The 21,880-nt window shown below is 30.9% G+C and carries 21 protein-coding genes, 1 tRNA gene and 1 pseudogene; 9 read left to right on the top strand and 14 right to left on the bottom strand.

Translation table 11 applies throughout. From position 1 onward, the window contains the following. Positions 1–12 precede the first annotated feature (12 nt). The 8 genes from R2808_RS03585 to R2808_RS03620 all read right to left on the bottom strand — a co-directional run bounded on the left by R2808_RS03585 (position 13) and on the right by R2808_RS03620 (position 7,005). Positions 13–909, bottom strand: a complete 897-nt coding sequence (locus R2808_RS03585) for an ABC transporter ATP-binding protein (RefSeq protein ID WP_371269591.1) — start codon at positions 907–909, stop codon at positions 13–15. Positions 910–912: 3 nt separating this feature from the next. After that, positions 913–1,281: a hypothetical protein gene (locus R2808_RS03590; RefSeq protein ID WP_227658661.1), complete on the bottom strand. Its 369-nt coding sequence runs from the start codon at positions 1,279–1,281 to the stop codon at positions 913–915. A 14-nt stretch (positions 1,282–1,295) separates the two neighbouring features. Next, entirely contained in the window at positions 1,296–2,174 is an 879-nt protein-coding gene (locus R2808_RS03595) for an HlyD family secretion protein (protein WP_371269592.1), read from the bottom strand. 11 nt (positions 2,175–2,185) lie between these two features. Beyond that, positions 2,186–3,439, bottom strand: a complete 1,254-nt coding sequence (locus R2808_RS03600) for a TolC family protein (protein ID WP_371269593.1) — start codon at positions 3,437–3,439, stop codon at positions 2,186–2,188. Continuing rightward, entirely contained in the window at positions 3,436–4,029 is a 594-nt protein-coding gene (locus tag R2808_RS03605; RefSeq protein ID WP_371269594.1) for a TetR/AcrR family transcriptional regulator, read from the bottom strand. Before R2808_RS03605 ends, R2808_RS03600 begins: the two co-directional genes overlap by 4 nt. A gap of 212 nt (positions 4,030–4,241) precedes the next feature. After that, positions 4,242–5,300: an AI-2E family transporter gene (locus tag R2808_RS03610; protein WP_371269595.1), complete on the bottom strand. Its 1,059-nt coding sequence runs from the start codon at positions 5,298–5,300 to the stop codon at positions 4,242–4,244. A 69-nt stretch (positions 5,301–5,369) separates the two neighbouring features. Continuing rightward, positions 5,370–5,915 (bottom strand): hypothetical protein, encoded by a 546-nt coding sequence (locus tag R2808_RS03615; RefSeq protein WP_371269596.1) that lies wholly within the window; start codon positions 5,913–5,915, stop codon positions 5,370–5,372. Beyond that, complete coding sequence (locus tag R2808_RS03620; RefSeq protein ID WP_371269597.1) at positions 5,905–7,005, bottom strand: fatty acid desaturase; 1,101 nt, start codon at positions 7,003–7,005, stop codon at positions 5,905–5,907. Before R2808_RS03620 ends, R2808_RS03615 begins: the two co-directional genes overlap by 11 nt. 124 nt (positions 7,006–7,129) lie before the next feature. Here R2808_RS03620 and R2808_RS03625 point away from each other — a divergent pair, with 124 nt between their 5' ends. The 4 genes from R2808_RS03625 to R2808_RS03640 all read left to right on the top strand — a co-directional run bounded on the left by R2808_RS03625 (position 7,130) and on the right by R2808_RS03640 (position 10,733). After that, entirely contained in the window at positions 7,130–7,762 is a 633-nt protein-coding gene (locus tag R2808_RS03625) for a Crp/Fnr family transcriptional regulator (RefSeq protein ID WP_371269598.1), read from the top strand. A gap of 73 nt (positions 7,763–7,835) precedes the next feature. Next, on the top strand, positions 7,836–9,245 hold the full coding sequence (locus tag R2808_RS03630) for a rhodanese-like domain-containing protein (protein WP_371269599.1): 1,410 nt from the start codon (positions 7,836–7,838) through the stop codon (positions 9,243–9,245). 118 nt (positions 9,246–9,363) lie between these two features. Then, a complete protein-coding gene (locus R2808_RS03635) occupies positions 9,364–10,482 on the top strand; it encodes a redoxin domain-containing protein (protein WP_371269600.1) in 1,119 nt (372 codons plus the stop codon). A gap of 169 nt (positions 10,483–10,651) precedes the next feature. Further along, a tRNA-Tyr gene (locus R2808_RS03640) sits at positions 10,652–10,733 on the top strand. A 160-nt stretch (positions 10,734–10,893) separates the two neighbouring features. Here the strand turns inward: R2808_RS03640 and guaB are convergent. Continuing rightward, entirely contained in the window at positions 10,894–12,366 is a 1,473-nt protein-coding gene (gene guaB / locus R2808_RS03645; protein WP_371269601.1) for an IMP dehydrogenase, read from the bottom strand. 87 nt (positions 12,367–12,453) lie between these two features. Then, entirely contained in the window at positions 12,454–13,317 is an 864-nt protein-coding gene (locus tag R2808_RS03650; RefSeq protein WP_371269602.1) for a hydroxymethylglutaryl-CoA lyase, read from the bottom strand. Positions 13,318–13,497: 180 nt separating this feature from the next. Between R2808_RS03650 and R2808_RS03655 the strand changes: the two genes are divergently transcribed. Together R2808_RS03655 and R2808_RS03660 are read left to right on the top strand one after the other, a co-directional pair. Beyond that, entirely contained in the window at positions 13,498–14,109 is a 612-nt protein-coding gene (locus R2808_RS03655) for a hypothetical protein (RefSeq protein ID WP_371269603.1), read from the top strand. Then, complete coding sequence (locus tag R2808_RS03660; RefSeq protein WP_371269604.1) at positions 14,106–14,843, top strand: DUF3307 domain-containing protein; 738 nt, start codon at positions 14,106–14,108, stop codon at positions 14,841–14,843. Before R2808_RS03655 ends, R2808_RS03660 begins: the two co-directional genes overlap by 4 nt. Here R2808_RS03660 and R2808_RS03665 read toward each other — a convergent pair. Then, positions 14,806–15,841 (bottom strand): annotated as a pseudogene (locus tag R2808_RS03665) (quinone-dependent dihydroorotate dehydrogenase). The gene R2808_RS03660 and the pseudogene R2808_RS03665 sit on opposite strands and share 38 nt — an antisense overlap. Before the next feature lie 123 nt (positions 15,842–15,964). Here R2808_RS03665 and pepT point away from each other — a divergent pair. From pepT to R2808_RS03680, 3 genes are read left to right on the top strand one after another with little or no spacing between them, the layout of a single operon-like run. After that, on the top strand, positions 15,965–17,203 hold the full coding sequence (gene pepT / locus R2808_RS03670; protein ID WP_371269605.1) for a peptidase T: 1,239 nt from the start codon (positions 15,965–15,967) through the stop codon (positions 17,201–17,203). Between the two features lie 9 nt (positions 17,204–17,212). Further along, positions 17,213–19,429 (top strand): M20/M25/M40 family metallo-hydrolase, encoded by a 2,217-nt coding sequence (locus R2808_RS03675; RefSeq protein WP_371269606.1) that lies wholly within the window; start codon positions 17,213–17,215, stop codon positions 19,427–19,429. A 41-nt stretch (positions 19,430–19,470) separates the two neighbouring features. After that, positions 19,471–20,052, top strand: a complete 582-nt coding sequence (locus R2808_RS03680; protein WP_371269607.1) for a YdeI family protein — start codon at positions 19,471–19,473, stop codon at positions 20,050–20,052. A gap of 89 nt (positions 20,053–20,141) precedes the next feature. Here R2808_RS03680 and yajC read toward each other — a convergent pair whose 3' ends face one another. From yajC to nusB, 3 genes are read right to left on the bottom strand one after another with little or no spacing between them, the layout of a single operon-like run. After that, positions 20,142–20,417, bottom strand: coding sequence for a preprotein translocase subunit YajC (gene yajC, locus R2808_RS03685; protein WP_371269608.1), 276 nt, complete (start codon positions 20,415–20,417; stop codon positions 20,142–20,144). 30 nt (positions 20,418–20,447) lie between these two features. Further along, the gene (locus R2808_RS03690) at positions 20,448–20,900 is read right to left on the bottom strand and encodes a DUF1573 domain-containing protein (protein ID WP_371269609.1); all 453 of its coding nucleotides are present in this window, start codon (positions 20,898–20,900) and stop codon (positions 20,448–20,450) included. A gap of 20 nt (positions 20,901–20,920) precedes the next feature. Next, the gene (gene nusB / locus R2808_RS03695) at positions 20,921–21,862 is read right to left on the bottom strand and encodes a transcription antitermination factor NusB (protein ID WP_371269610.1); all 942 of its coding nucleotides are present in this window, start codon (positions 21,860–21,862) and stop codon (positions 20,921–20,923) included. Between the last annotated feature and the right edge of the window lie 18 nt (positions 21,863–21,880).

A 21,880-nucleotide genomic window follows, 5' to 3' on the forward strand; every position in this document is an offset into this window, starting at 1 on the left:
TGTCTGTTCCATTTATAAATCCATAAAAACATCTTCAATACTTGTTTTTGCTTTTTGAATGGTAATATTTTGATGCCCTTTTTCGGCTAAATAACTCATTAAGTTTTCAATTTTAAATAAATCGCCTTTATCAGTATAATGAACAAATTCACCAAAAGCATACACGCTATAACTTGATGGAAATGCTTTTAAATCTTCAATTAATTGATACATCGTATCTGATTTTACTTCGTAAATTGCTTTTTCATACGAATTCACAATGTTTTCAGGCGAATCTATTTTTAATATTTTTCCTTCTTGAATTAAAGCAATTCTATCACACAAAGAGGCTTCATCCATATAAGGAGTAGATACTAAAATTGTAATTCCTTTTTGTTTTAATCGCTTGAGCATTTCCCAAAATTCCTTTCTCGAAACAGGATCAACTCCAGTTGTAGGTTCGTCTAAAAACAAAACTTTAGGTTTATGAATCAAGGCGCAGCATAATGCCAATTTTTGTTTCATTCCACCTGATAAGGCTCCAGCTCTTCTATTTTTAAAAGGTTCAATCTGCACATAAATATCTTCGATTAAATCGTAATTTTCTTCTACAGTTGTACCAAAAATGGTTGCAAAAAACTCTAAATTTTCTGCTATGGTTAAATCTTGATATAAAGAGAATTTACCTGGCATATAACCTACAGCATTTCTAATTTCTTTTACATTTTTTATAATGTCATATTCGGCTACTGTTGCATTTCCTTCATTAGGAATAAGTAAAGTAGTGAGTAAACGAAAAAGAGTAGTTTTGCCCGCTCCATCTGGACCAATTAATCCAAAGAGCTCACCTTCATTTACTTCAAAACTAATGTTTTGTAGCGCCTGAACCTCTTTGTAACTTTTGGATATATTTTGAACCGAAATACTCATAAATTATTTTATCAATAAAAAATTACTTTTTTCATGTGCATCTACCCAATGTTTTACATTTACAGGAATATTGAAATAATCTCCCGATTGTAATTGAACAGATGTTCCATTTTCGTCATTATAAGTAGCATTTCCATTTACACATACTAACAAAGCTGGAACTTTTGTTATGTGTTCTTTTAATTGTTCGTTTTTAGCAATTTGCAATGAAATCACTTTAGCTTCACTTGGTTGAAACAATAGGTTTGTTTGAACAGCTTTATCTTCGGTATGTAAGTTGTTTAAGTTCATAGTTGTTGATTTTGAATTTGTTTTGGTTGATTTGCATCCAATTGCAATAGATAACATTGCGATAAATAATACTTTTTTCATTCTGAATCTAATTATTAATTAAGCCATACTTCAGCTGGCATTCCTATTTTTAAACTTCCGTCGTTTTTTACTTTTACTTTTACAGCGTAAACTAAATTGGTTCTTTCTTCTTTGGTTTGAATTACTTTTGGTGTAAACTCGGCTTGCGAACTTATCCAAGAGATTGTTCCGTTGTAGGATTTTGTGCTATCATTAGAATCGATAACAATTTTTACATGCTGACCAATTTTTATTTGTGGTAACTGTGTCTCTGAAAAATACACACGAAGCTCCATTTCATTAAGATTGGCAATTTTATAAAGTGGTTTTCCAAAGGCCGTAATTTCTGATGCTTCGGCATATTTTGTTAAAACTGTTCCGTCAATTGGATTAATAACTTGCGATTTTTTTATCTGGTCTTCTAATTTTGCAATTTGAACTTCAATAGATTTGACTTCATTTAAAATAGGTGCATTTTGCGTTTGAACACTATTAATTTGTTTGTTGATTACATTAACTTTTCCTTCAATTTCATCTACTTGTCTTTTTGTTGCTGCATTTTCGTTGAACATGTTTAAAATTCTATTCTGTTCAATTTTAGCGGTTTTTAATTGTTCGTTTAAAACAGATATTTGTGATAAAACCGAAGCTGATTTGGATTGAACCGTTGCTATAGAAGCTTTAAGTTGTTCTTTATTAAAATGCAATTGAAGCGTATCGATTAAAGCTACAACTTGACCTTTTTTGATTTCATTTCCTTCTTCAATATTTAAAAACTCAATTTTACCGTTTGCTTCAGAGGAAACGGTAACTTCGGTAGTTTCAAAATTTCCGTATGCATCAGCATTTTCGTTGTTTTTATTACAACTTGACAATACTATTGAAACAAGAATTATTTTTATGAATGTTTTCATTTTATGTCGATTTAATTTCCTTTAATAATTTGATAATTCGCTTTTGCCAATTCTAATTGAACTTTATGTGTTTGTTCGTTGATTTTAGCTTCAAAAAGTTGAGTAACTTCATTCAAATAATCTGATGAAGTGATAACCCCATTTTTCATTTGTGCTTCAGCAGAACGAACAATTTTTTCTCGCAATTGGACAATCTCATTATCGCTAACTAATTGTTCTTTAATACGTTCTATTTCAAAATTCATTTCTTGTAATTGACTATTTAGGTTAATCTCAAAGGTTTCTTTTTCGATTTCAATAAGCTGTTTCGAAATTTCTAAAGCTTCTTTTTCTTTTTTGGTTTTATTCCAATCGAATAATGTCCAGTTTAATCGAATTCCAGCCATATAAAAAGTTTCAAATGAGTTGTTTAACATATTTAAAGCAGGATTTCCATAACCACCTTGTGCAAAAGCATTTACTTTTGGAGCATTACTTTTAGAAATAAGGTTTTTATTTGCGTCTATTTGTTGGTTTTGCAATTCAAATAATTCGTATTCAGGACGATTTCCTTCAACACTTAATGTAGTTATGTTTTCTACTAATTCTGTATCTTCATTAAAGTTTGCATCAGTTAATTTATTTAGATGATTGAAGAGTTTTAATTTTTCGTAACGAATATCGTTCGATTGCTGATTGATTTTAATAATTTCAGCTTCAATAACTTGTTCCGATGAAGGCAAAACAGCACCAAATTTAACTGCAGCCTGAATTTCTTTTATTTTTTGTTGAAGTAATGTTTTCTTTGCCGTTATTAATTCTTGCTTTTTTTGCAACAATAAAATTCCAAAATAATACTGATTTACAAGATTTTTTAATTGGTGTAAAGAAACTTTTACCTGTTGCTGTTGTGTTTTGGTTTGAGCTGTTTTTAAATTGGTTTGCGCTTCAATAATATTTCCATTATAGATGAGTTGGTTTACATCTAAAGTAGCTCGATATTGGTCTTTGTTAAGTGGTTCAATAGTAGTATTTGGCATTGAAAATGGCACTCGGGTAACTTCCGATTGATATGTTGCTTGAGCATTAAATGAAACTTTTGGTAATTTATCTTTATTAAAAGCTTCCGTTTGAACTTCAAGTTGATTTTTTAAAATATCGTTTTGCTTTGCTAATGGATAATTAGTTTCAATCAATTGATAGCATTTTTCTAATGTGAGTTGCTCTTGCGCAATAACTACTTGAAATAGAAAAAAACTTATAATTATTATATACTTTTTCATCATTTTTTAATTGCCATTATAATTTGATTGCTGATATGTTGCTTACGTTCAATCATTAAAAACTTAAAATCGTCATCCGTTAACTGTAACATGCCTTTTACTAAACCTTGCGCTGCAAATGAGAAAATTGTCATGGAGAAAATATCTAATAATAATTGTTTAGGATGAATTGGTTTTATAATTCCTAATTCAATTTCTTTTTGAATTTGCGCGATCAGTTTTATGGGATTTGGTCGGTTTTCGACATTTAAAAACTTAGAGACAAATTCACTATTATTATTCATCTCTTGAACAATGAATTGCGGTAAAAATGGATATTCTAGCACAAAATTGATGTAGCTTTCCGTGAATTTTTCAATTTTAATAAAAACAGAATCTTCGGAATTAAATATTTGATTGATTTGAGGAGCTAATTTTCCAAAAGCTTTTAAGAATACGGCTTCAAATAATTTTTCTTTACTTCTAAAAAAATAATGAAGCATCGCCTTATTGATTTCTGCTTCATCAGCTATTTCTTGCATTCTTGCACCACTAAAACCTTTTCTTTGAAAAACTTTAAATGCGGCTTCGAATATTTTTTCTTCAGTTGACATGTATTAACTTTTTAGATTAACCAAATGGTTAACAAAGATAGGAACTTTATTTTCAAATACATTATATTTGAAAGAAATAATTAGAAAAAGGAATAAAAAATAGTATTTTAAATTAACACCTTTTGTACACCTTTACCCTTTCAAACCCTCATGAATAAAGAGAAAAAAGATATTGCGTGGGGAAATAACCTTACGTTTAAATTTCGACTAAATTAATTAGCCAAGTTTGAATTTTTGTAAATTTTTAGCATTGTTAAAAATAAACCCGCAATTAATGGCCCTAAAATAATACCTGATATTCCAAAAAAAGTAATACCACCAAGGGTACTAATTAAAATTAAAATATCGGGCATTTGAATGTCTTTCCCAATTAAAAAAGGTCGCAAAAAATTATCAACAGAACTTACCACTCCAAAACCCCAAATTAGCATTAACGTTCCACCAAGGGTATTACCAGTAACAAACAAATAAATTGCCGCTGGAACATAAATTAACGAACTTCCCACACTAGGTATTAACGACAGTAATGCTGCTACAGAACCCCAAAAAATAGCCCCCGGAATTCCTGCTACTGCTAATCCTATTCCTACTAAAATGCCTTGTATAATACCTATTAAAAAAGCACCTTTTAAAGTAGCTTTTGTTATCGACTTTACTTGATCTTTTATTAATTTAAATTCCTTTTTTGTAAACGGAATGTAATTTGGTAACGATTCTAGCATTGCTTCGCCTTCAATTAAAAAATAATACATTGCATAAAGCATAACAAAAAAATTGATGAAGAATATAAACGTACCTTGGGTTAAACCCGTTAAAGAACTTACTATAAAATTGCTCATTTTTGCAACTAATTCAGACGATTTTTGTAAAATTTCTGAAGAATAAGGTTCTAAATTATCTTTAAACGGAAACCAACTAGGCAAATGCTTTAACGAATTACCATCGACATCTATTAAATTTTCTTGAACAAATGGAATAATAATATCAGACACCATTATGGCTTGGCTAATAATTTGTTGAATTAAAAAGAAGGTAGGCACTACTATCATACTTAAAAAGAAAAGAACTGTTCCTATTGACGAAAGCGATTTGCGTCCTTTTGTTTTTTTTAGTAACCAATTATAGGTAGGATATAACAATGCGGCAAAAACAACAGCTAGTACTAATGAAATAATATAATCTTGAATTAAATAAATAAATAATAGCAATAGTAATAGTAATAATACTCTAATAAAAATATCGTGTTGCTTTGGTTGATGAAATACATTCATAATTGGTTCGTTTTTGTAGTTAAATGTAGTTATTTTTTTTAACTAATTGTTTTTAAAAAGAATAAACTATTATTTTTTCAAATAGTTTCGTTTTAATTGACTTAAAGTAATATCTGAATTTATTATTTTGTATAAGAATTCATTTTTTAATTCTTCAATAGAATCAGTAATAAGATAGCGTAAACTTTGTTCAGAATTTAATATTAAATTACAATCTATAATTGCTTTCTTCGTCGCTGCGGTGTTTCGAAGTTGTGCAATACCATTGTAATTAGGATTATTTTTATGATTAAATAGTACTACATTACGGGTTTTATCGTACTCTAAATAAAATAATTTTTCATAATTGTTATAAACATAAAAATCGTTCCATTTGGCAAAAGCAGTTCGCATCGTTTGATTTACTTTATTATTAGTTAATGACAGTAACCGCCAGTAGCAATTACCTACTTTACCCCAATGGTTGGCTTTTCTATACACACCTTTTTCTGTAAAATAATAAATACTTCCTTTTTTACTGACAAACGATGGTTTAAAATTATTAATTTCTACTTCATTAATTTCAGTAAAAATGCAAAAAGTATGCTTATAAAAAGTTGAATAATTATAATTCACCGTGACTAAAAATTGTGGCAGAAGCGCCACTGTTTTTCAACAACCTAAAATGCGAACGAATGGCATGGAAAACAGGATAACATGTATATGGCATATTATAAGTTGCAGCATATTTTCGAATTATAGGTGTAATTTTTGGATAATAGGTATGCCCAACAGTTGGAAACAAATGATGCGCTACATGATGCGTGAAACCACCATATAAAAAATCGGCAATTGGATTTCCTGCGCTAAAATCTTTTGTTACGGTTAATTGATGCTCTACCCACGTCATACTCATTTTACCATCTTCGGGTGGCATAGGAAAAACAGCCTCTTCATCTACATGAGTAGAAATTAAAGCCACTACACCTACAACACTCGAACACAAGTGCATGGCAAACCAAGCTAAAAATATAGTAGAAAACTTTTGGTCTAAAACCAAATATGGAATGCCTAACATATAAAATAACATAAACAACTTTGAAACAAAAAGCTTTACATACTCAATTTTTGGAATAGTGTAAACTCTTTTCAAATAATTATCTTTGGTTCCAAAAAAATCTTTAAAGTCTCTACTAAACAACCATATTAATGTATAAAACGGATACAAAAACCACATGTAAATATGCTGATATTTATGAAAATGGTACCATTTAGAATTAGGAAATAATCGAACCAAATCACTTTGTTTAATATCGCAATCCCAATTTTGAACATTAGGAAACGGATGATGCAATAAAATATGACGCTGAATCCATATTTCACTATTACTACCAAAAAGTTCTAGCACATAACAAAACCATCTATTTTGTTTCTTAGAAAAGAAAACAGCATTATGCGCCGCATCGTGAAAAGAATTTACGAATAACACTATCATGCTAAAACCCATTAAAATATAAAACAAAAACAGTAACTTTGTGGTATTACCAAATAGTAAAATACAAGCATAAAAAACGCAAAACAAAAACAACAAGAATAGCGCTTTATAAATATTTTTTCGTTGAATATTTTTATTCGTAAGTACTTTTTCTTGAACTTCTTTAATCATTTTTTTGAAAAAATCATCTTTAGAAGCTCTTTTAAAAACGGGTGTTTTTAAGGTTTCCATTAGTTATTTCGAAATATTTATTCTTGCACAAAATTAATTATTTTAAATTAATAAACCATTTAATTTTCAACAACATTATATTCAAACCATTTTCAAAAATCTTATATTTACAAAAATTTAAAAAATGAAAGAAGAACTATTACAAGCCTATGGTTTTATATTCGAAAACGAGCTTATTAATGAAATTGCTTCAATTGCTTCGTTCAAAAAATTTAAAGCTGATGATTATTTAATTGAAATTGGCGACAATATAAAATCAATGCCATTATTAATAGAAGGCGCTATTAAAATTCTTCGTGAAGATGAAAAAGGCGATGAAATTCTTTTATACTTTTTAGAACGAGGCGATACTTGTGCCATGACATTAACTTGCTGCTTAGGAAAATCGAAAAGTAAAATTAGAGCTATTGCCGAAACCAATGGTACACTCGTTATGATTCCTATTGAAAAAATGGAAGAATGGCTTACCAAATACAAATCGTGGCGTAACTTTGTGTTTGATAGTTATAATGTTCGTTTAAATGAAATGCTAGAAGCTATTGATACATTAGCATTTATGAATTTAGACGAACGTTTATTCAAATATTTAACCGATAAAGCTAAAGTTCTCGGAACTACCGAAATTCTTAACACACATCAACAAATTGCTTACGATATGAACACATCGAGAGTAGTAATTTCTAGAATTTTAAAAAGCTTAGAGCTACAAAATAAAATTAAATTAAATCGAAATAAAATTGAAATTTTAGATTTTTAAAAATTATTTAACGTAACATTTGTAACACATTTTACATCAAAAATAAGTACCTTTACAATCTTAAATTTTTTGTATGAAAGTAGAACAAATATATACTGGTTGCATTGCTCATGCAGCATATTACATCGAAAACAATGGCGAAGCCGCAATTTTTGATCCACTTCGCGAAGTACAACCTTACCTAGATAGAGCAACTAAAGATAATGCTAAAATTAAGTACATTTTCGAAACGCATTTTCATGCCGATTTTGTTTCGGGACATCTCGATTTAGCAAAAAAAACAGGTGCGAAAATTGTTTATGGGCCAACAGCTAAACCTAATTTTGATGCTATAATTGCCGAAGATAACCAAGAGTTTAAAGTAGGAAATTATACCATAAAAGCACTTCACACACCTGGTCATACGCTAGAAAGCACAACCTATTTACTTATTGATGAAAACGGAAAAGAATATGGTATAATTACAGGCGATACTTTGTTTATTGGCGATGTTGGCCGACCAGATTTAGCCCAAAAATTAGTAGAAGATTTAACGCAAGATATATTAGCCGAAAAATTATACTATTCATTACGCAATAAAATTATGCCGTTATCAGACGATTTAATTGTTTTTCCAAATCATGGTGCGGGCAGTGCTTGTGGAAAAAACATGAGCAAAGAAACTACAGATACATTAGGCAACCAAAAGAAAACAAATTATGCACTGCGTGCAGATATGACTGTTGAAGAATTTAAAAAAGAACTTTTAGACGGACTTACTCCTCCTCCAGCCTATTTTCCTCAAAACGTGTTAATGAATATTCAAGGTTACGAAAGTTTAGATACCATAATTCAAAAAGGAAGCAAAGCATTGTCTGCTAAAGAGTTTGAAACTATTGCAAACCAACAAGAAGCTGTAATTTTAGATGTTCGCCACGAAAACGATTTTATAAAAGAACATATACCAGGTTCAATTTTTATTGGACTACACGGGCAATTTGCACCATGGGTTGGTGCTTTAATAAAAGATGTACAGCAACCTATTTTGTTAGTTACGCCGCAAGGAAAAGAACAAGAAACTATTACTCGTTTGTCGCGAGTTGGTTTCGATAATACCTTAGGCTATCTAAATGGTGGAATTAATGCTTGGAAAGAAGCTGGTTTTGAAACCGATTCCCTACAATCGGTTACGCCAGAAGAATTCGCTAAAAACTACGAAAATGCTATTGTTATTGATGCTAGAAAACAAGGCGAATTTGATGCAGAACACATCGAAAATGCTATTTTTGTTCCTCTTGATTATATTAACGACCATTTAGCTAAAATACCAAAAGAAGATACTTTTTATGTGCATTGCGCTGGTGGTTATCGTTCAGTAATTTGGGCTTCCATTATGAAATCTCGTGGTTATCATAACATGATAAATATAGAAAAAGGAATGGCAGGAATTAGAAATACTAATGTTCCGTTAACTAATTATGTTTGCCCATCAACATTAAAATAATGTATTAATTGATTATTTAAAATCAGACATAAAAGTCTGATTTTTTTATGAAAAAATTAAACCTATTTATTATTTAGAAACTATTAAATAATAATATATTTGCCTAAAATTATTTAAAATGAAAAAAATATCGTTACTACTTGCGCTTGCAATTATAACGCTTTCTTGTAAAGAAGAAGCCAAAAATGAATACATCGTAAAAGGAACTATAAATAACGTTCACGATGGAACAAAATTATTTATAAAAACCATCGATAGTTTAAGACAACCTATTTCTATAGATTCTACCATTATTGAAAAAGGACAATTTGCTTTTAAGGGCAATGTATCTGAAATAGAATTAGCCTACCTAGCAGTAGATATGGGTAAAACTTTTCCATTTATACTAGAAGAAGGAACTATAGAATTGAACCTTAATAACGATAGTATTTTTAATTCTAAAATAGGTGGAACAAAAAATAATATTTTATTGAATGATTTCAATACCCAATCAAATGTAATTGGTAAAAAAATGACCAAATTTAAAAAAGATAATATAAAAGTTTGGGAAAATGCACAAAAAGAAAACGATACGGCAACTTTAAACCGTTTAATTAAAGAAAACTTTGAGTTTAAAACCCAAATAAATAATTTATCTAAAAAATTCATACAAGAACATAACAACAGTTTTGTATCACTATTATTTTTGGAAAATTTATTAGGCAGCCAAGCCGAATCGGTAGGCGATTGCTTTACGCTTTTTAATTCGTTAGACGAATCGTTACAAAACAGTGCAAAAGGAAAAAATATGAAAGCTGTTTTCGATAAAGTTTTAAAAACCGAAATAGGAAAAGAAGCGCCTAATTTTTCAGCACCATCGCCAGAAGGTAAAACTATTTCGTTAAAAGAAAGTTTGGGTAAAGTTACTATTATCGATTTTTGGGCATCTTGGTGTGGCCCTTGTCGAATGGAAAACCCTAATGTAGTAGCTTTATATAACGAATTTCACGAGAAAGGTTTAAACATTATTGGTGTTTCGTTAGATAAAGATGCAAATAAATGGAAAGAAGCAATAACAAAAGATGGTTTAACATGGAATCATATTTCAAACCTAAAACATTGGCAAGAACCTATTGCACAAATGTATAACGTAACCGGTATTCCTGCTACTTTTATTCTAGACGAAAAAGGCGTTATTGTAGCTCGCGATTTACGCGGCGAAGAGTTAAAAGCAAAAGTTATTGAGCTTTTAAAATAAATAATAGCAATTTTTAGCTACAAGTTTACTAAAAACTCCCTTTTCGGGAGTTTTATTTTTTTCATAACCAAACACTTACAAAATTTATAAAAATTTGTAAAAAAAATCGTTTGTAAGTAATAAAAACAATGCTATATTTGCAACCGCTTTATCAAGTAAAGCAAAGGCTGGGGAGATACTCAAGCGGCCAACGAGGGCAGACTGTAAATCTGCTGACTATGTCTTCGCAGGTTCGAATCCTGCTCTCCCCACGAATAAATAGAACAATAATAAAAAATGCTAAGTTTTACTTTAGCATTTTTTTATTTGTTTTATTTTCAAAGCACAGCTTTGTAGGGTCATGCTTCCTACAAATAAAAAAGCAAGCGTTTGCTGCTTGCTTTTTTATCTCAGTTTATATTTTACTAAAAACTATCTAGAATAATTAGGCGCTTCTTTGGTAATCGTAACATTATGCGGATGGCTTTCCCCTATTCCACTTGCTGTTAAACGAACAAAACGAGACGATTCTTGTAACGATGGAATATCTTTTGCACCGCAATATCCCATACCAGCTCTAAGTCCGCCAACAAATTGCAACATACTTTCGGCTAATTCTCCTTTATAAGGCACACGACCTACAATTCCTTCTGGAACTAACTTTTTCACATCGTCTTCAACATCTTGAAAATAACGATCTTTAGAACCTTGTTTCATAGCTTCTACAGAACCCATTCCTCTATACGATTTGAATTTTCTTCCTTCAAAAATGATAGTTTCACCCGGCGATTCTTTTGTTCCGGCTAACATAGAACCTAACATCACACAATCCGCTCCAGCAGCTAAAGCTTTAGGAATATCGCCCGTATAACGCACACCACCATCTGCAATTACTGGAACACCACTACCTTTAATAGCAGCAGCCACTTCTAAAACCGCAGAAAATTGTGGAAAACCTACACCTGCCACCACACGTGTAGTACAAATAGAACCTGGGCCAATACCTACTTTAACACCATCGGCACCATTTTCAACTAAATATTGAGCCGCTTCTGGTGTTGCAATATTTCCTACTACCACATCTAATTGAGGAAATTGAGTTTTTACTTGTTTTAAAACATCAACCACACCTTTTGTATGTCCGTGAGCCGTATCAATAATAACAGCATCAACGCCAGCAGCAACTAACGCGCCAGCGCGTTCAACAGCATCTGCCGTTACACCAAGTGCAGCCGCAACACGTAAACGACCGTATTGGTCTTTATTTGCGGTTGGTTTTAAAGTTAATTTGGTAATATCTCGAAACGTAATTAACCCGATTAATTTAAAATCTTCGCTAACTACTGGCAATTTTTCAATTTTATTTTCTTGCAGAATTTCTTCGGCTTGCGTTAAATCGGTTCCTTGCTTTGCGGTTACAAGGTTTTCAGCTGTCATTACCTCGGTAATTGCTCTTTCGTTGTCTTTTTCAAAACGCAAATCACGATTGGTTACAATTCCTTTTAACACATTGTTTTCATCAACCACTGGAATTCCCCCAATACTGTATTCTTTCATCGCACGTTTTGCATCGCCCACTTTAGCAGTTAAAGGTAAGGTTACAGGATCAATTATCATTCCGCTTTCCGAACGCTTTACTTTACGCACTTCTGCCGCTTGCTGTTCAATTGTCATATTTTTATGTAAAACACCTATACCGCCTTCGCGAGCAATAGCAATAGCCATATCACTTTCGGTAACGGTATCCATTGCCGCCGAAATAATAGGAACATTTAATGTAATATTGCGTGAAAATTTTGATTGAATACTTACTTCTCGTGGAAGAATTTCAGAATAATTTGGAATTAATAGAACATCATCATAGGTTAAACCTTCACCTATAATTTTAGCGTTGTGTGCTTTCATTGCAATTTAGTTGTAGTTGTTAAATTGCATACAAATATACATAAAAAAATAAAAAGGTATTATTATAAAAAAGAATTTTTAGTATAATTAATGATATACATTAAAAACCTTTAAGGCTTCATTATAAGCACTTTCAAAACTCATTGCATTGCAATTTGTGTTTATTTTATTGGATGTAAAATACGAAAGCATTTTTTCGGTTGGCATATTACCTGTTAAATCGTCTTTTGCCATTGGGCAACCACCAAAACCTTTAATAGCGCCATCAAATCGTTTGCAACCAGCTTTATAGGCGGCATCTACTTTTTCGTGCCAAGAATTAGGTGTTGTGTGTAAATGAGCTCCAAATTCAATTTCAGGATACTTCGGAATTAAATTTGAAAACAAATAATTGATTACTTCTGGTGTTGAACTTCCAATAGTATCGGATAAGGATAAAATTTTCACGCCCATAGTAGCTAATTTTTCGGTCCACTCGCCTACTATTTCTACATTCCAAGGATCGCCATAAGGATTTCCAAATCCCATTGATAAATAGGCTACAACCTCTTTATTCGTTTTATAGGCAATTTCTAAAATTTCTTTCAAGGTAACAATCGACTCTGCAATTGTTTTGTGTGTATTGCGCATTTGAAAATTTTCAGAAATAGAAAAAGGAAAACCTAAATAGTGTATTTCATTGTGAACCGAAGCTAATGCTGCTCCTCGTGTATTGGCTATTATGGCTAATAATTTGCTTTGTGTTTTTGATAAGTCTAGTTGCGCCAAAACTTCGGCAGTATCTTGCATTTGAGGTATTGCTTTTGGCGACACAAAGCTACCAAAATCAATAGTATCAAAGCCTACACGTAATAACGATTGAATGTATTGCACCTTTTTTTCGGTTGGAATAAAAGCTTTAATGCCTTGCATGGCATCGCGCGGGCATTCGATAATTTTTACTTGACTCATAGGCTTTCAAAGATACTAAAGTAAAAAGTTTTATAAAATTGTTTTCTGCTAAATTTATAGTTAAAAAATTACTTCAAAGAAGAATAATTACAAATATTACATTTTTAGGTAATAATTAAAAAAATTACATTTTAAAGTAATATATTTGAAAATTAAAACTTGTTTTACTATATTTGATATATGTTAAGTGTAATAACTGGTGATATTATAGACTCGAGAAAGGCCAAATCTACAAAATGGATTACTGGTTTAAAGTTGTTGTTTTCTAATTTTGGAGAAACACCAAATACTTGGGAAATTTATAGAGGCGACGAATTCCAGATTGAAATTCAAAATATAGAAACGGCTTTTTTAACATCAATAAAAACTAAAGCCTACCTAAAAAGTATTGGGCTAGATGCTCGTATGAGTATTGGTATTGGTAATAAAGATTTTGCATCTAATAAAGTTTCAGAAAGTAATGGAACTGCCTTTATTTTTTCTGGTGAAGGTTTTAATAATTTAAAAAAGCAAAAACTAAATTTATCTATTACTACTAATAACAAAAGTTTTAATTCTGATGTTAATTTGTTTTTAAAATTAGGGCTTACTTTTATGGATAAATGGACGGCTCAATCTGCCGAATATGTGTATTTTGCTTTAGAAAATCCTATGTTGTCGCAAGAAGAAATAGGGCAAAAACTAGGTATAAATCAAGCTGCCGTTAGTAGAAGAGGTAAACGAGCTCATTATGATTTAATTTTAGAACTAAATAATAAAATAAACGAAAAACTAAAAGCAATAGCCAAATGATACTTTTTGTAAAGTTATTTTTAGCCCATATTTTGGGCGATTTTTTTTGGCAACCCTCTAAATGGGTTAAACATAAAGAAAAGCACATTGCTAAAAGTAAGTTTTTATATTGGCATACGCTACTCCATTTTGCGTTAATTTGGCTCATTTTATTTGAACTTTCAGCTTGGAAAATTGCATTACCTATAGCTTTTCTTCATGGTGTAATCGATTATTTAAAACTTCGTTTCCAAACTAAAAAAACAAAAAGAAAATTATTTATTTACGACCAAATTTTACATTTATTCGTTATTATTTTTGCAAGTTATTTTTTTACCGAATACAGCAATTATACAACTTTAAATTTAAAAAACAACATAGTGCTCAATCAACTATTATTATACGGAACAGCTATACTTTTTGTAACAAAACCTAGTTCTATTATTATAAAAAACATCATCTCAATTTGGGCACCAGAAAATGAAAAGAAAAAAGACAAAAATTCTTTACAAAATGCAGGGAATTACATAGGAATATTGGAACGATTATTTGTTTTATTTTTCGTTATAATTGGCAATTTTAGTGCTATCGGCTTCATTTTGGCTGCAAAATCAATTTTTCGCTTTGGCGATTTAACTGCTGCAAAAGACAGAAAACTTACTGAATACGTTTTAATTGGAACGCTATTAAGTTTTGCATTTGCGTTTACTACAGGAATTATAACTGATTTTTTAAATTCGTTTTTAATAAAATAGTCTTATTTATTTTTTTTACTAATTGTGGTCCTTCATAAATAAAACCCGTATATAATTGCACTAAACTTGCTCCTGCTTCTAGTTTTTCTATAGCATCTTGAGCCGAATGAATGCCTCCAACACCAATTATAGGAAAAGCTTTATTACTTTTTTCTGATAAAAAACGAATCACTTCTGTAGAACGATTTGTTAAAGGCTTGCCAGAAAGTCCACCTATTTCGTTTTTACTTTCAGACTGTAATCCATCTCTCGAAATTGTTGTATTGGTTGCAATAACACCTGCAATTTTAGTTTCATTTACTATGTCGATAATATCTACTAATTGTTCATTAGTTAAATCGGGAGCAATTTTTAAGAAGTATTGGTTTTGCTTTTTGTTTTTTGATATTGTCATTTTGCAATTGTTGCAAAACTCTTGTTAAAGGTTCTTTTTCTTGTAATTCGCGTAAATTTGGTGTGTTTGGCGAACTTACATTTACAACAAAATAATCAACATAAGGATACAAAGCCTCAAAACACATTATATAGTCTTCAACAGCACTTTCATTAGGTGTTACTTTATTTTTACCAATATTTCCACCAATAAGTACATTTTTATTTTTCTTCAATCGTTCAACTGCAGCAAAAACCCCGCCATTATTAAAACCCATTCTATTAATTATAGCGCTATCCTTTTTTAAACGAAATAATCTTTTTTTGGGGTTTCCTTCTTGAGATTTTGGGGTTAAAGTCCCTATTTCAATAAATCCAAAACCAAAATTTGACAATTCTTTAAAAAGTTTTGCGTCTTTATCAAAACCAGCGGCTAACCCTACAGGATTTTTAAATTTTAATCCAAAAACTTCACGTTCTAATCGGTTGTCTTTTACTTCATATAGCATTTTAAATAGATTGCCAAAACCTAATTTATTTAAAAAACGAATAACTGAAAAGGTAAAATGATGTACTTTTTCGGGATCAAAACAAAAAAGTAACGGACGAATAAGTAGTTTATACATAAATTGTGTTGTTGTTTGTGCAAAAGTAAGCATTCAAACACTAAATTTAAACATAGTTTTAAGATTTTATCTTTGCTTTTGTACGTATAGATATAGTATCTTTGAACAAAATTAAATACAGTTATGCAACACATCATTGATAGATTTGTAAGCTACGTTACAATCGACACCGAATCGGATCCGAATTCAACAACTACTCCAAGTACTGAAAAGCAATGGAATTTAGCCAATAAACTGGTAGAAGAGCTTAAAGCAATGGGAATGCAAGAAGTTTCTATTGATGAAAATGCTTATATTATGGCAACGCTACCCAGTAATGTTGATTACGATGTACCAACTATTGGTTTTGTAGCCCATTTTGATACAACTCCCGATTTTACTGGCGCCAATGTAAAACCACAAATTATTGAAAATTACGACGGACAAGACATTGTTTTAAATGCAGCGCAAAACATTGTTTTATCGCCAAATTATTTTGAAGATTTATTATTGTACAAAGGTCAAACTTTAATTACAACAGATGGTACTACGCTATTAGGAGCAGATGACAAAGCTGGAATTACCGAAATTATGACGGCTATGGAATACTTAATTCAACATCCTGAAATTAAACATGGTAAAATTCGTGTTGGTTTTACACCCGATGAGGAAATTGGTCGTGGCGCACATAAATTTGATGTAGCTAAATTTGGTTGCGATTGGGCTTACACTATGGATGGAAGTCAAATTGGCGAATTAGAATATGAAAACTTCAACGCAGCAGGTGCAAAAATCACTTTTAAAGGAAAAAGTGTTCATCCTGGTTATGCAAAAGGTAAGATGATAAATTCTATGCTATTAGCAAACCGATTTATTTCTTTATTACCCGAAAATGAAGTTCCAGAAAGAACAACTGGTTACGAAGGTTTTTTTCATGTACATCATTTAAATGGAAGCATTGAAGAAAGTACTGTTGAATTGATTATTCGCGACCACGATAAAGATAAATTTGAAGCACGAAAAGAATTAATCCACACAATTGCAAAGCAATTTAACGCAGAATATGCAAAACAATTTGGAGAAAATATTTGTACTGCAGAAGTAAAAGATCAATACTTCAACATGCGCGAAAAAGTAGAACCTGTTTTCCATATTGTTGAAATTGCTGAAAAAGCCATGAAAGAATTAGGAATTGAACCAATCATTAAACCAATTCGTGGCGGAACTGACGGTTCGCAATTATCGTATATGGGATTACCTTGTCCTAACATTTTTGCTGGCGGACATAATTTCCACGGAAAATACGAATATGTTCCTGTGGAAAGTATGATTAAAGCAACAGAAGTTATCGTTAAAATTGCTGAACTTACAGCCCAAAAATAATTTCAAAAAATGAAAAAACAGATTTTTACTTTTCTTCTTACACTTACTATTTTAGGAAGCTTTGCTCAAGAAAAAAATTTAAAAAATATAAAACAGTTAACTTTTGGTGGCGATAATGCCGAAGCCTATTTTAGTCCGAATGGTAAAAGTTTAACACTACAAATTACCAATCCGCAATTTGGTATTCAATGCGACCAAATTTACATGCTCGATTTGCAAAAGGAAAACCATTCGCCAGAAGATTTACAATTAATTTCAACTGGATTAGGAAGAACTACTTGTTCATTCTTTATGCCTGATGGAAAGCATATTTTATACGCTTCTACGCACGAAGGCGGACATGCTTGTCCTGCTCCACCAAAATCGACAGATGGAAAATATCTTTGGGCAATTTATCCTGAATACGATATTTACATTGCCGATTTAAACGGAAAAGTGGTAAAACAATTAACAAATGAACCCGGTTACGATGCTGAAGCTGTAGTATCGCCTGATGGAAAGAAAATTGTTTTTACCAGCACACGTAGCGGCGATTTAGAATTATGGATAATGGATATCGATGGTTCTAATTTAAAACAATTAACAAATGGTTTAGGTTACGACGGTGGTGCTTTCTTTTCGCACGATAGTAAAAAATTAGTATTCCGTTCATCGCGCCCAAAAACAACTGAAGCAATTGCAGAATACAAAGATTTGTTGAGCAAAAACTTAGTTGCGCCAACAGAAATGGAAATTTACACCATAAACATAGATGGCACAAACTTAAAACAAGTAACCCATTTAGGAAAAGCCAATTGGGCACCTTACTTCCATCCTTCCGATAAAAAAATTATTTTTTCAAGCAATCATCATTCTACACGAGGTTACGATTTTCAATTGTTTATGATTGATGAAAATGGCGAAAATTTACGTCAAATTACTTGGGAAAGCGAATTTAATGCCTTTCCAATGTTTTCACCCGATGGTAAAAAATTAGTATTTTCTAGCAACAGGCAGCAAAGTAAACCAAGAGAAACCAATGTTTTTATTGCCGATTGGGTAGAAACCGATGAAGAAGAAATTGTTAATAATAACTACTTAAAAAACCATATTTCCTATCTTTCTTCAGACGAATTAGAAGGCCGATTAACAGGTTCAAAAGGCGAAAAAAAAGCATCGAAGTATTTAGCAAAAGAATTTAAAAAATTAGGCTTAAAACCTTATAACAAAAATTCGTTTTTACAAGAATTCGATTATAAAATCCGATTAAATCCGCACGATAGTTTAAGTGTTACAAAAAATAATGGCACAAATGTAATTGGCTATATCGATAATAATGCCGATAAAACCATTGTAATTGGCGCACACTACGATCATATTGGCAGAAATGAGCATCATAATTCTACAAAACCTAATTCGTATGGCGAAATTCATAATGGTGCCGATGATAATGCTTCTGGCGTTGCGGGTGTTTTAGAATTAGCTAGAATGTTCTCTCAAAACAAGACAAAAGAAAATGTAAACTATGTTTTTGCTTTGTTTTCGGGAGAAGAAGATGGTTTAATTGGTTCCAAATTTTTAGCCGAATCATTAAAAAATCATTTCTCAAATGTAGTTGCTATGATTAATATGGATATGATTGGCCGATTAAACGAAAACAAATCATTAGTTGTAGGCGGTGTGGGTACAAGTACCGTTTTTGAAAAAATAATTGAAAAAAACAAACCTGCTGGTTTTAATGTAACTCTCGAGAATACAGGAATTGGCCCGTCTGATCATACTTCATTTTATTTAAAAGATATTCCAGTATTATTTTTCTTTACAGGAACACATATGGATTATCACAAACCAAGTGATGATGAAGAAAAAATTAATTATTATGGCGTAAGAGCCATTGTAGATTATATTTTTAGAGTAACCAATGAATTAACCAATTTAGATACTATTCCCTTTACAAAAACGAAAGCAGAAGCGGGTAAAAAAACACCTAAATTTAAAGTTACTTTAGGGGTAATGCCAGATTATACTGATTATGGCGACGGTTTACATATAGATGGTGTTACAGAAGGAAGACCCGCCGATAAAGCAGGAATACTTTCAGGAGATATTTTAACACAAATTGGCGATTGTACAATAAAAGAAGTTTACGGCTATATGGAGTGTTTATCGAAATTAAGTGCTGGCGATGAACGAGAAGTTACCGTAATACGAAACGGAAAAGAAATAAAGCTTAAGGTAATATTTTAATTAAAAAGGAAGCTAGTGCTTCCTTTTTTGTACTTTTATATATGGAAGAAAAAAAGAAAAATCCGTGGAACAAAACAAATCAATGGAACGAAGAGCTAGATTTGCTGCATTCAATTATTAGAACAACAAACTTGATTGAAACTACAAAATGGGGTGGTCCAGTTTATACCTATAACGGAAAAAATGTTTTAGGAATTGGTGGTTTTAAATCGTATTTTGGTATTTGGTTTTTTAATGGTGTTTTTCTTAAAGACAAAAAAAATCTTTTAATAAATGCTAACGAAGAAAACACAAAATCGTTGCGTCAAATGCGATTTCAATCGAAAGTGGAAATTGATGAAAAACTAATTTTAGAATATATTAAAGAAGCTATTGCAATTGAAGACAAAGGATTGAGTATAAAAAAAGAAAAAAAAGAAACTATAATTTCTGATTTTTTTAAAAGTTTTTTAAATGAAAATCCAACATTAAAAAATGAATTTGAAAATCTTACACCTTATAAACAAAGAGAATATTTAGAGTTTATTGATACCGCTAAACAAGAAAAAACAAAATTAGCTCGATTAGAAAAAATAAAACCTTTACTTGCTAAAGGTAAAGGTCTTAATGATCAATATCGTTAATTTGTAATGCTGAACTTGTTTTAGCATTTATTTTTAGATTCCGAAATCGAAGATTTAACGAAGTTAAATAAATTCGGAATTACAAAAAACTATTTTTTCTCGTTTAATTTTGCACTCATTTCCATAGAAATTGCAGAACGTTCCATTTTAATTTTACCAGCCATCGTTTCTACCACTACTGTTTCTTCTGAAAGTTCATTAACTTTTCCATGAATTCCTGCTTTTGTAATTATTCTATCGCCTATTTTTAGTGCAGCTTCAAATGCTTTTTCTTTTTTTGCGCGTTGTTGTTGTGGTCGAATTAATAAAAAATAAAAAATAGCTATCATTAATAGTATTTGACCTATAAACATTGGATTATCCATAATAATAATTGTGTTATGTTTTTAATTTAATTATTTTGCTTTTGGTAGTACATTTGCTTTAATATCAAATGTTTCGCTACCGTTTTCTGTATTGGTTGTAAGTGTAACTGTTTTACTTTGCTTTCCAGGTTTACCGCTAGAATCGAAAGAAACTTTTATAGCTGCAGATGCGCCTGGTGCTATAGGTTCTTTTGGCCATTCTGGTACGGTACAACCGCAAGAAGCGTGTGCATCGGCAATTACCAAGTCGTTTTCGCCTGTATTATTTACTATAAATTCGGTTTCTACTTTATCGCCTTCATTTATAGTACCAAAATCGTGAACTGTTTTATCAAATTCTATTTTTGGCAATTTGTTTAGCAATTCTTTTTCTGCAGCAACTTTTTGCATATCTTGATCTGTAATAATTCCTTTTGTATTTTCTTTACAAGAAATTATTGAAAACACTAAAGCTCCTGCTAAAAATAAAATACTTTTCTTCATTTTTTATTTCGTTTTACGTTTTATAATAAACCTCTTCCTGTTTTTTGTAATCGATTATTATTTTTAAATTCGGTAACTAAATTATCTAAAATTCCATTTATAAATATACTACTTTTTGGAGTAGAATATTCTTTTGCAATTTCCAAATACTCGTTTATAGTAACTTTTACAGGTATTGATGGAAAGTATAGCAGTTCGCAAATTGCCATTTTTAAAATTATAGTATCAATTTCGGCAATTCGTTCGGTATCCCAATTTGGCGTTCTATTTATATATTCTTTCGATAAAGCTGTTTCATTTAAAACCGTTTTTCTGAACAATTGTAAAACAAAATCTTTATCGTCTTCATCTTTATAAAGCTGTGGCACTATAAAAGTAGCATCTTCGGGTTTTAAAGCTTTAATTTGTTTTAATAGCAAGGTATTTACTAATGGTAAATCGTCTAGCCAAGTAAGTTTAAAATCTTCTAAATAATCGTACAATTTTTCATTTGGCGCAATTACTTCAGAAAACAAATCGGCTATAAAATACTTTTCACTTTTAAACGAGTCAAAAGGTGTATTCATGTAATTTGCATAAACTTTACTAGTTTTAACAGCTTCTAATAATTGTAAAATTAAATCGTCGTTTTGTTTCCAGTTTAAAATTTTATTTTCCTCTAGAGCTGTTTCAAGACTTTTAGATTGTGCTAATACATTTAAAACTTTATTTTCAACAAATTTTTTATTTGGATTTTGCTCTTCAAATGAGGCTAAATGCTTTTTGGAAGCTAGCTCTAAATATTCTTCTTCTTTCTGGCGAATTTCTACTAAAGCAGCAACTAATAGCAAATATAAACTTTGCATATTGTTAATGCTTTGCAACAAGAATTTTTCTTCTTTTAAAAGGTTATCCGATTCGTGCTTGTGCATAGCATAAATACTTTGCATTACTTTTATACGAATGTGTCTTCTATTTAGCATAAGAACTTAAAAAAATTA

This window comes from Flavobacterium sp., from assembly GCF_041392005.1.
Taxonomy (GTDB): Bacteria; Bacteroidota; Bacteroidia; order Flavobacteriales; family Flavobacteriaceae; genus Flavobacterium.

What these genes read in the sequence shown, in the direction of transcription:
- R2808_RS03620 (WP_371269597.1), bottom strand. Translation starts at nt 7,005, where the DNA reads ATGGAAACCTTAAAAACACCCGTTTTTAAAAGAGCTTCTAAAGATGAT.
- R2808_RS03680 (WP_371269607.1), top strand. Translation starts at nt 19,471, where the DNA reads ATGGAAGAAAAAAAGAAAAATCCGTGGAACAAAACAAATCAATGGAAC.
- R2808_RS03630 (WP_371269599.1), top strand. Translation starts at nt 7,836, where the DNA reads ATGAAAGTAGAACAAATATATACTGGTTGCATTGCTCATGCAGCATAT.
- nusB (WP_371269610.1), bottom strand. Translation starts at nt 21,862, where the DNA reads ATGCTAAATAGAAGACACATTCGTATAAAAGTAATGCAAAGTATTTAT.
- R2808_RS03590 (WP_227658661.1), bottom strand. Translation starts at nt 1,281, where the DNA reads ATGAAAAAAGTATTATTTATCGCAATGTTATCTATTGCAATTGGATGC.
- R2808_RS03600 (WP_371269593.1), bottom strand. Translation starts at nt 3,439, where the DNA reads ATGATGAAAAAGTATATAATAATTATAAGTTTTTTTCTATTTCAAGTA.
- R2808_RS03635 (WP_371269600.1), top strand. Translation starts at nt 9,364, where the DNA reads ATGAAAAAAATATCGTTACTACTTGCGCTTGCAATTATAACGCTTTCT.
- R2808_RS03605 (WP_371269594.1), bottom strand. Translation starts at nt 4,029, where the DNA reads ATGTCAACTGAAGAAAAAATATTCGAAGCCGCATTTAAAGTTTTTCAA.
- yajC (WP_371269608.1), bottom strand. Translation starts at nt 20,417, where the DNA reads ATGGATAATCCAATGTTTATAGGTCAAATACTATTAATGATAGCTATT.
- guaB (WP_371269601.1), bottom strand. Translation starts at nt 12,366, where the DNA reads ATGAAAGCACACAACGCTAAAATTATAGGTGAAGGTTTAACCTATGAT.
- R2808_RS03675 (WP_371269606.1), top strand. Translation starts at nt 17,213, where the DNA reads ATGAAAAAACAGATTTTTACTTTTCTTCTTACACTTACTATTTTAGGA.
- pepT (WP_371269605.1), top strand. Translation starts at nt 15,965, where the DNA reads ATGCAACACATCATTGATAGATTTGTAAGCTACGTTACAATCGACACC.
- R2808_RS03660 (WP_371269604.1), top strand. Translation starts at nt 14,106, where the DNA reads ATGATACTTTTTGTAAAGTTATTTTTAGCCCATATTTTGGGCGATTTT.
- R2808_RS03650 (WP_371269602.1), bottom strand. Translation starts at nt 13,317, where the DNA reads ATGAGTCAAGTAAAAATTATCGAATGCCCGCGCGATGCCATGCAAGGC.
- R2808_RS03595 (WP_371269592.1), bottom strand. Translation starts at nt 2,174, where the DNA reads ATGAAAACATTCATAAAAATAATTCTTGTTTCAATAGTATTGTCAAGT.
- R2808_RS03585 (WP_371269591.1), bottom strand. Translation starts at nt 909, where the DNA reads ATGAGTATTTCGGTTCAAAATATATCCAAAAGTTACAAAGAGGTTCAG.
- R2808_RS03625 (WP_371269598.1), top strand. Translation starts at nt 7,130, where the DNA reads ATGAAAGAAGAACTATTACAAGCCTATGGTTTTATATTCGAAAACGAG.
- R2808_RS03655 (WP_371269603.1), top strand. Translation starts at nt 13,498, where the DNA reads ATGTTAAGTGTAATAACTGGTGATATTATAGACTCGAGAAAGGCCAAA.
- R2808_RS03610 (WP_371269595.1), bottom strand. Translation starts at nt 5,300, where the DNA reads ATGAATGTATTTCATCAACCAAAGCAACACGATATTTTTATTAGAGTA.
- R2808_RS03690 (WP_371269609.1), bottom strand. Translation starts at nt 20,900, where the DNA reads ATGAAGAAAAGTATTTTATTTTTAGCAGGAGCTTTAGTGTTTTCAATA.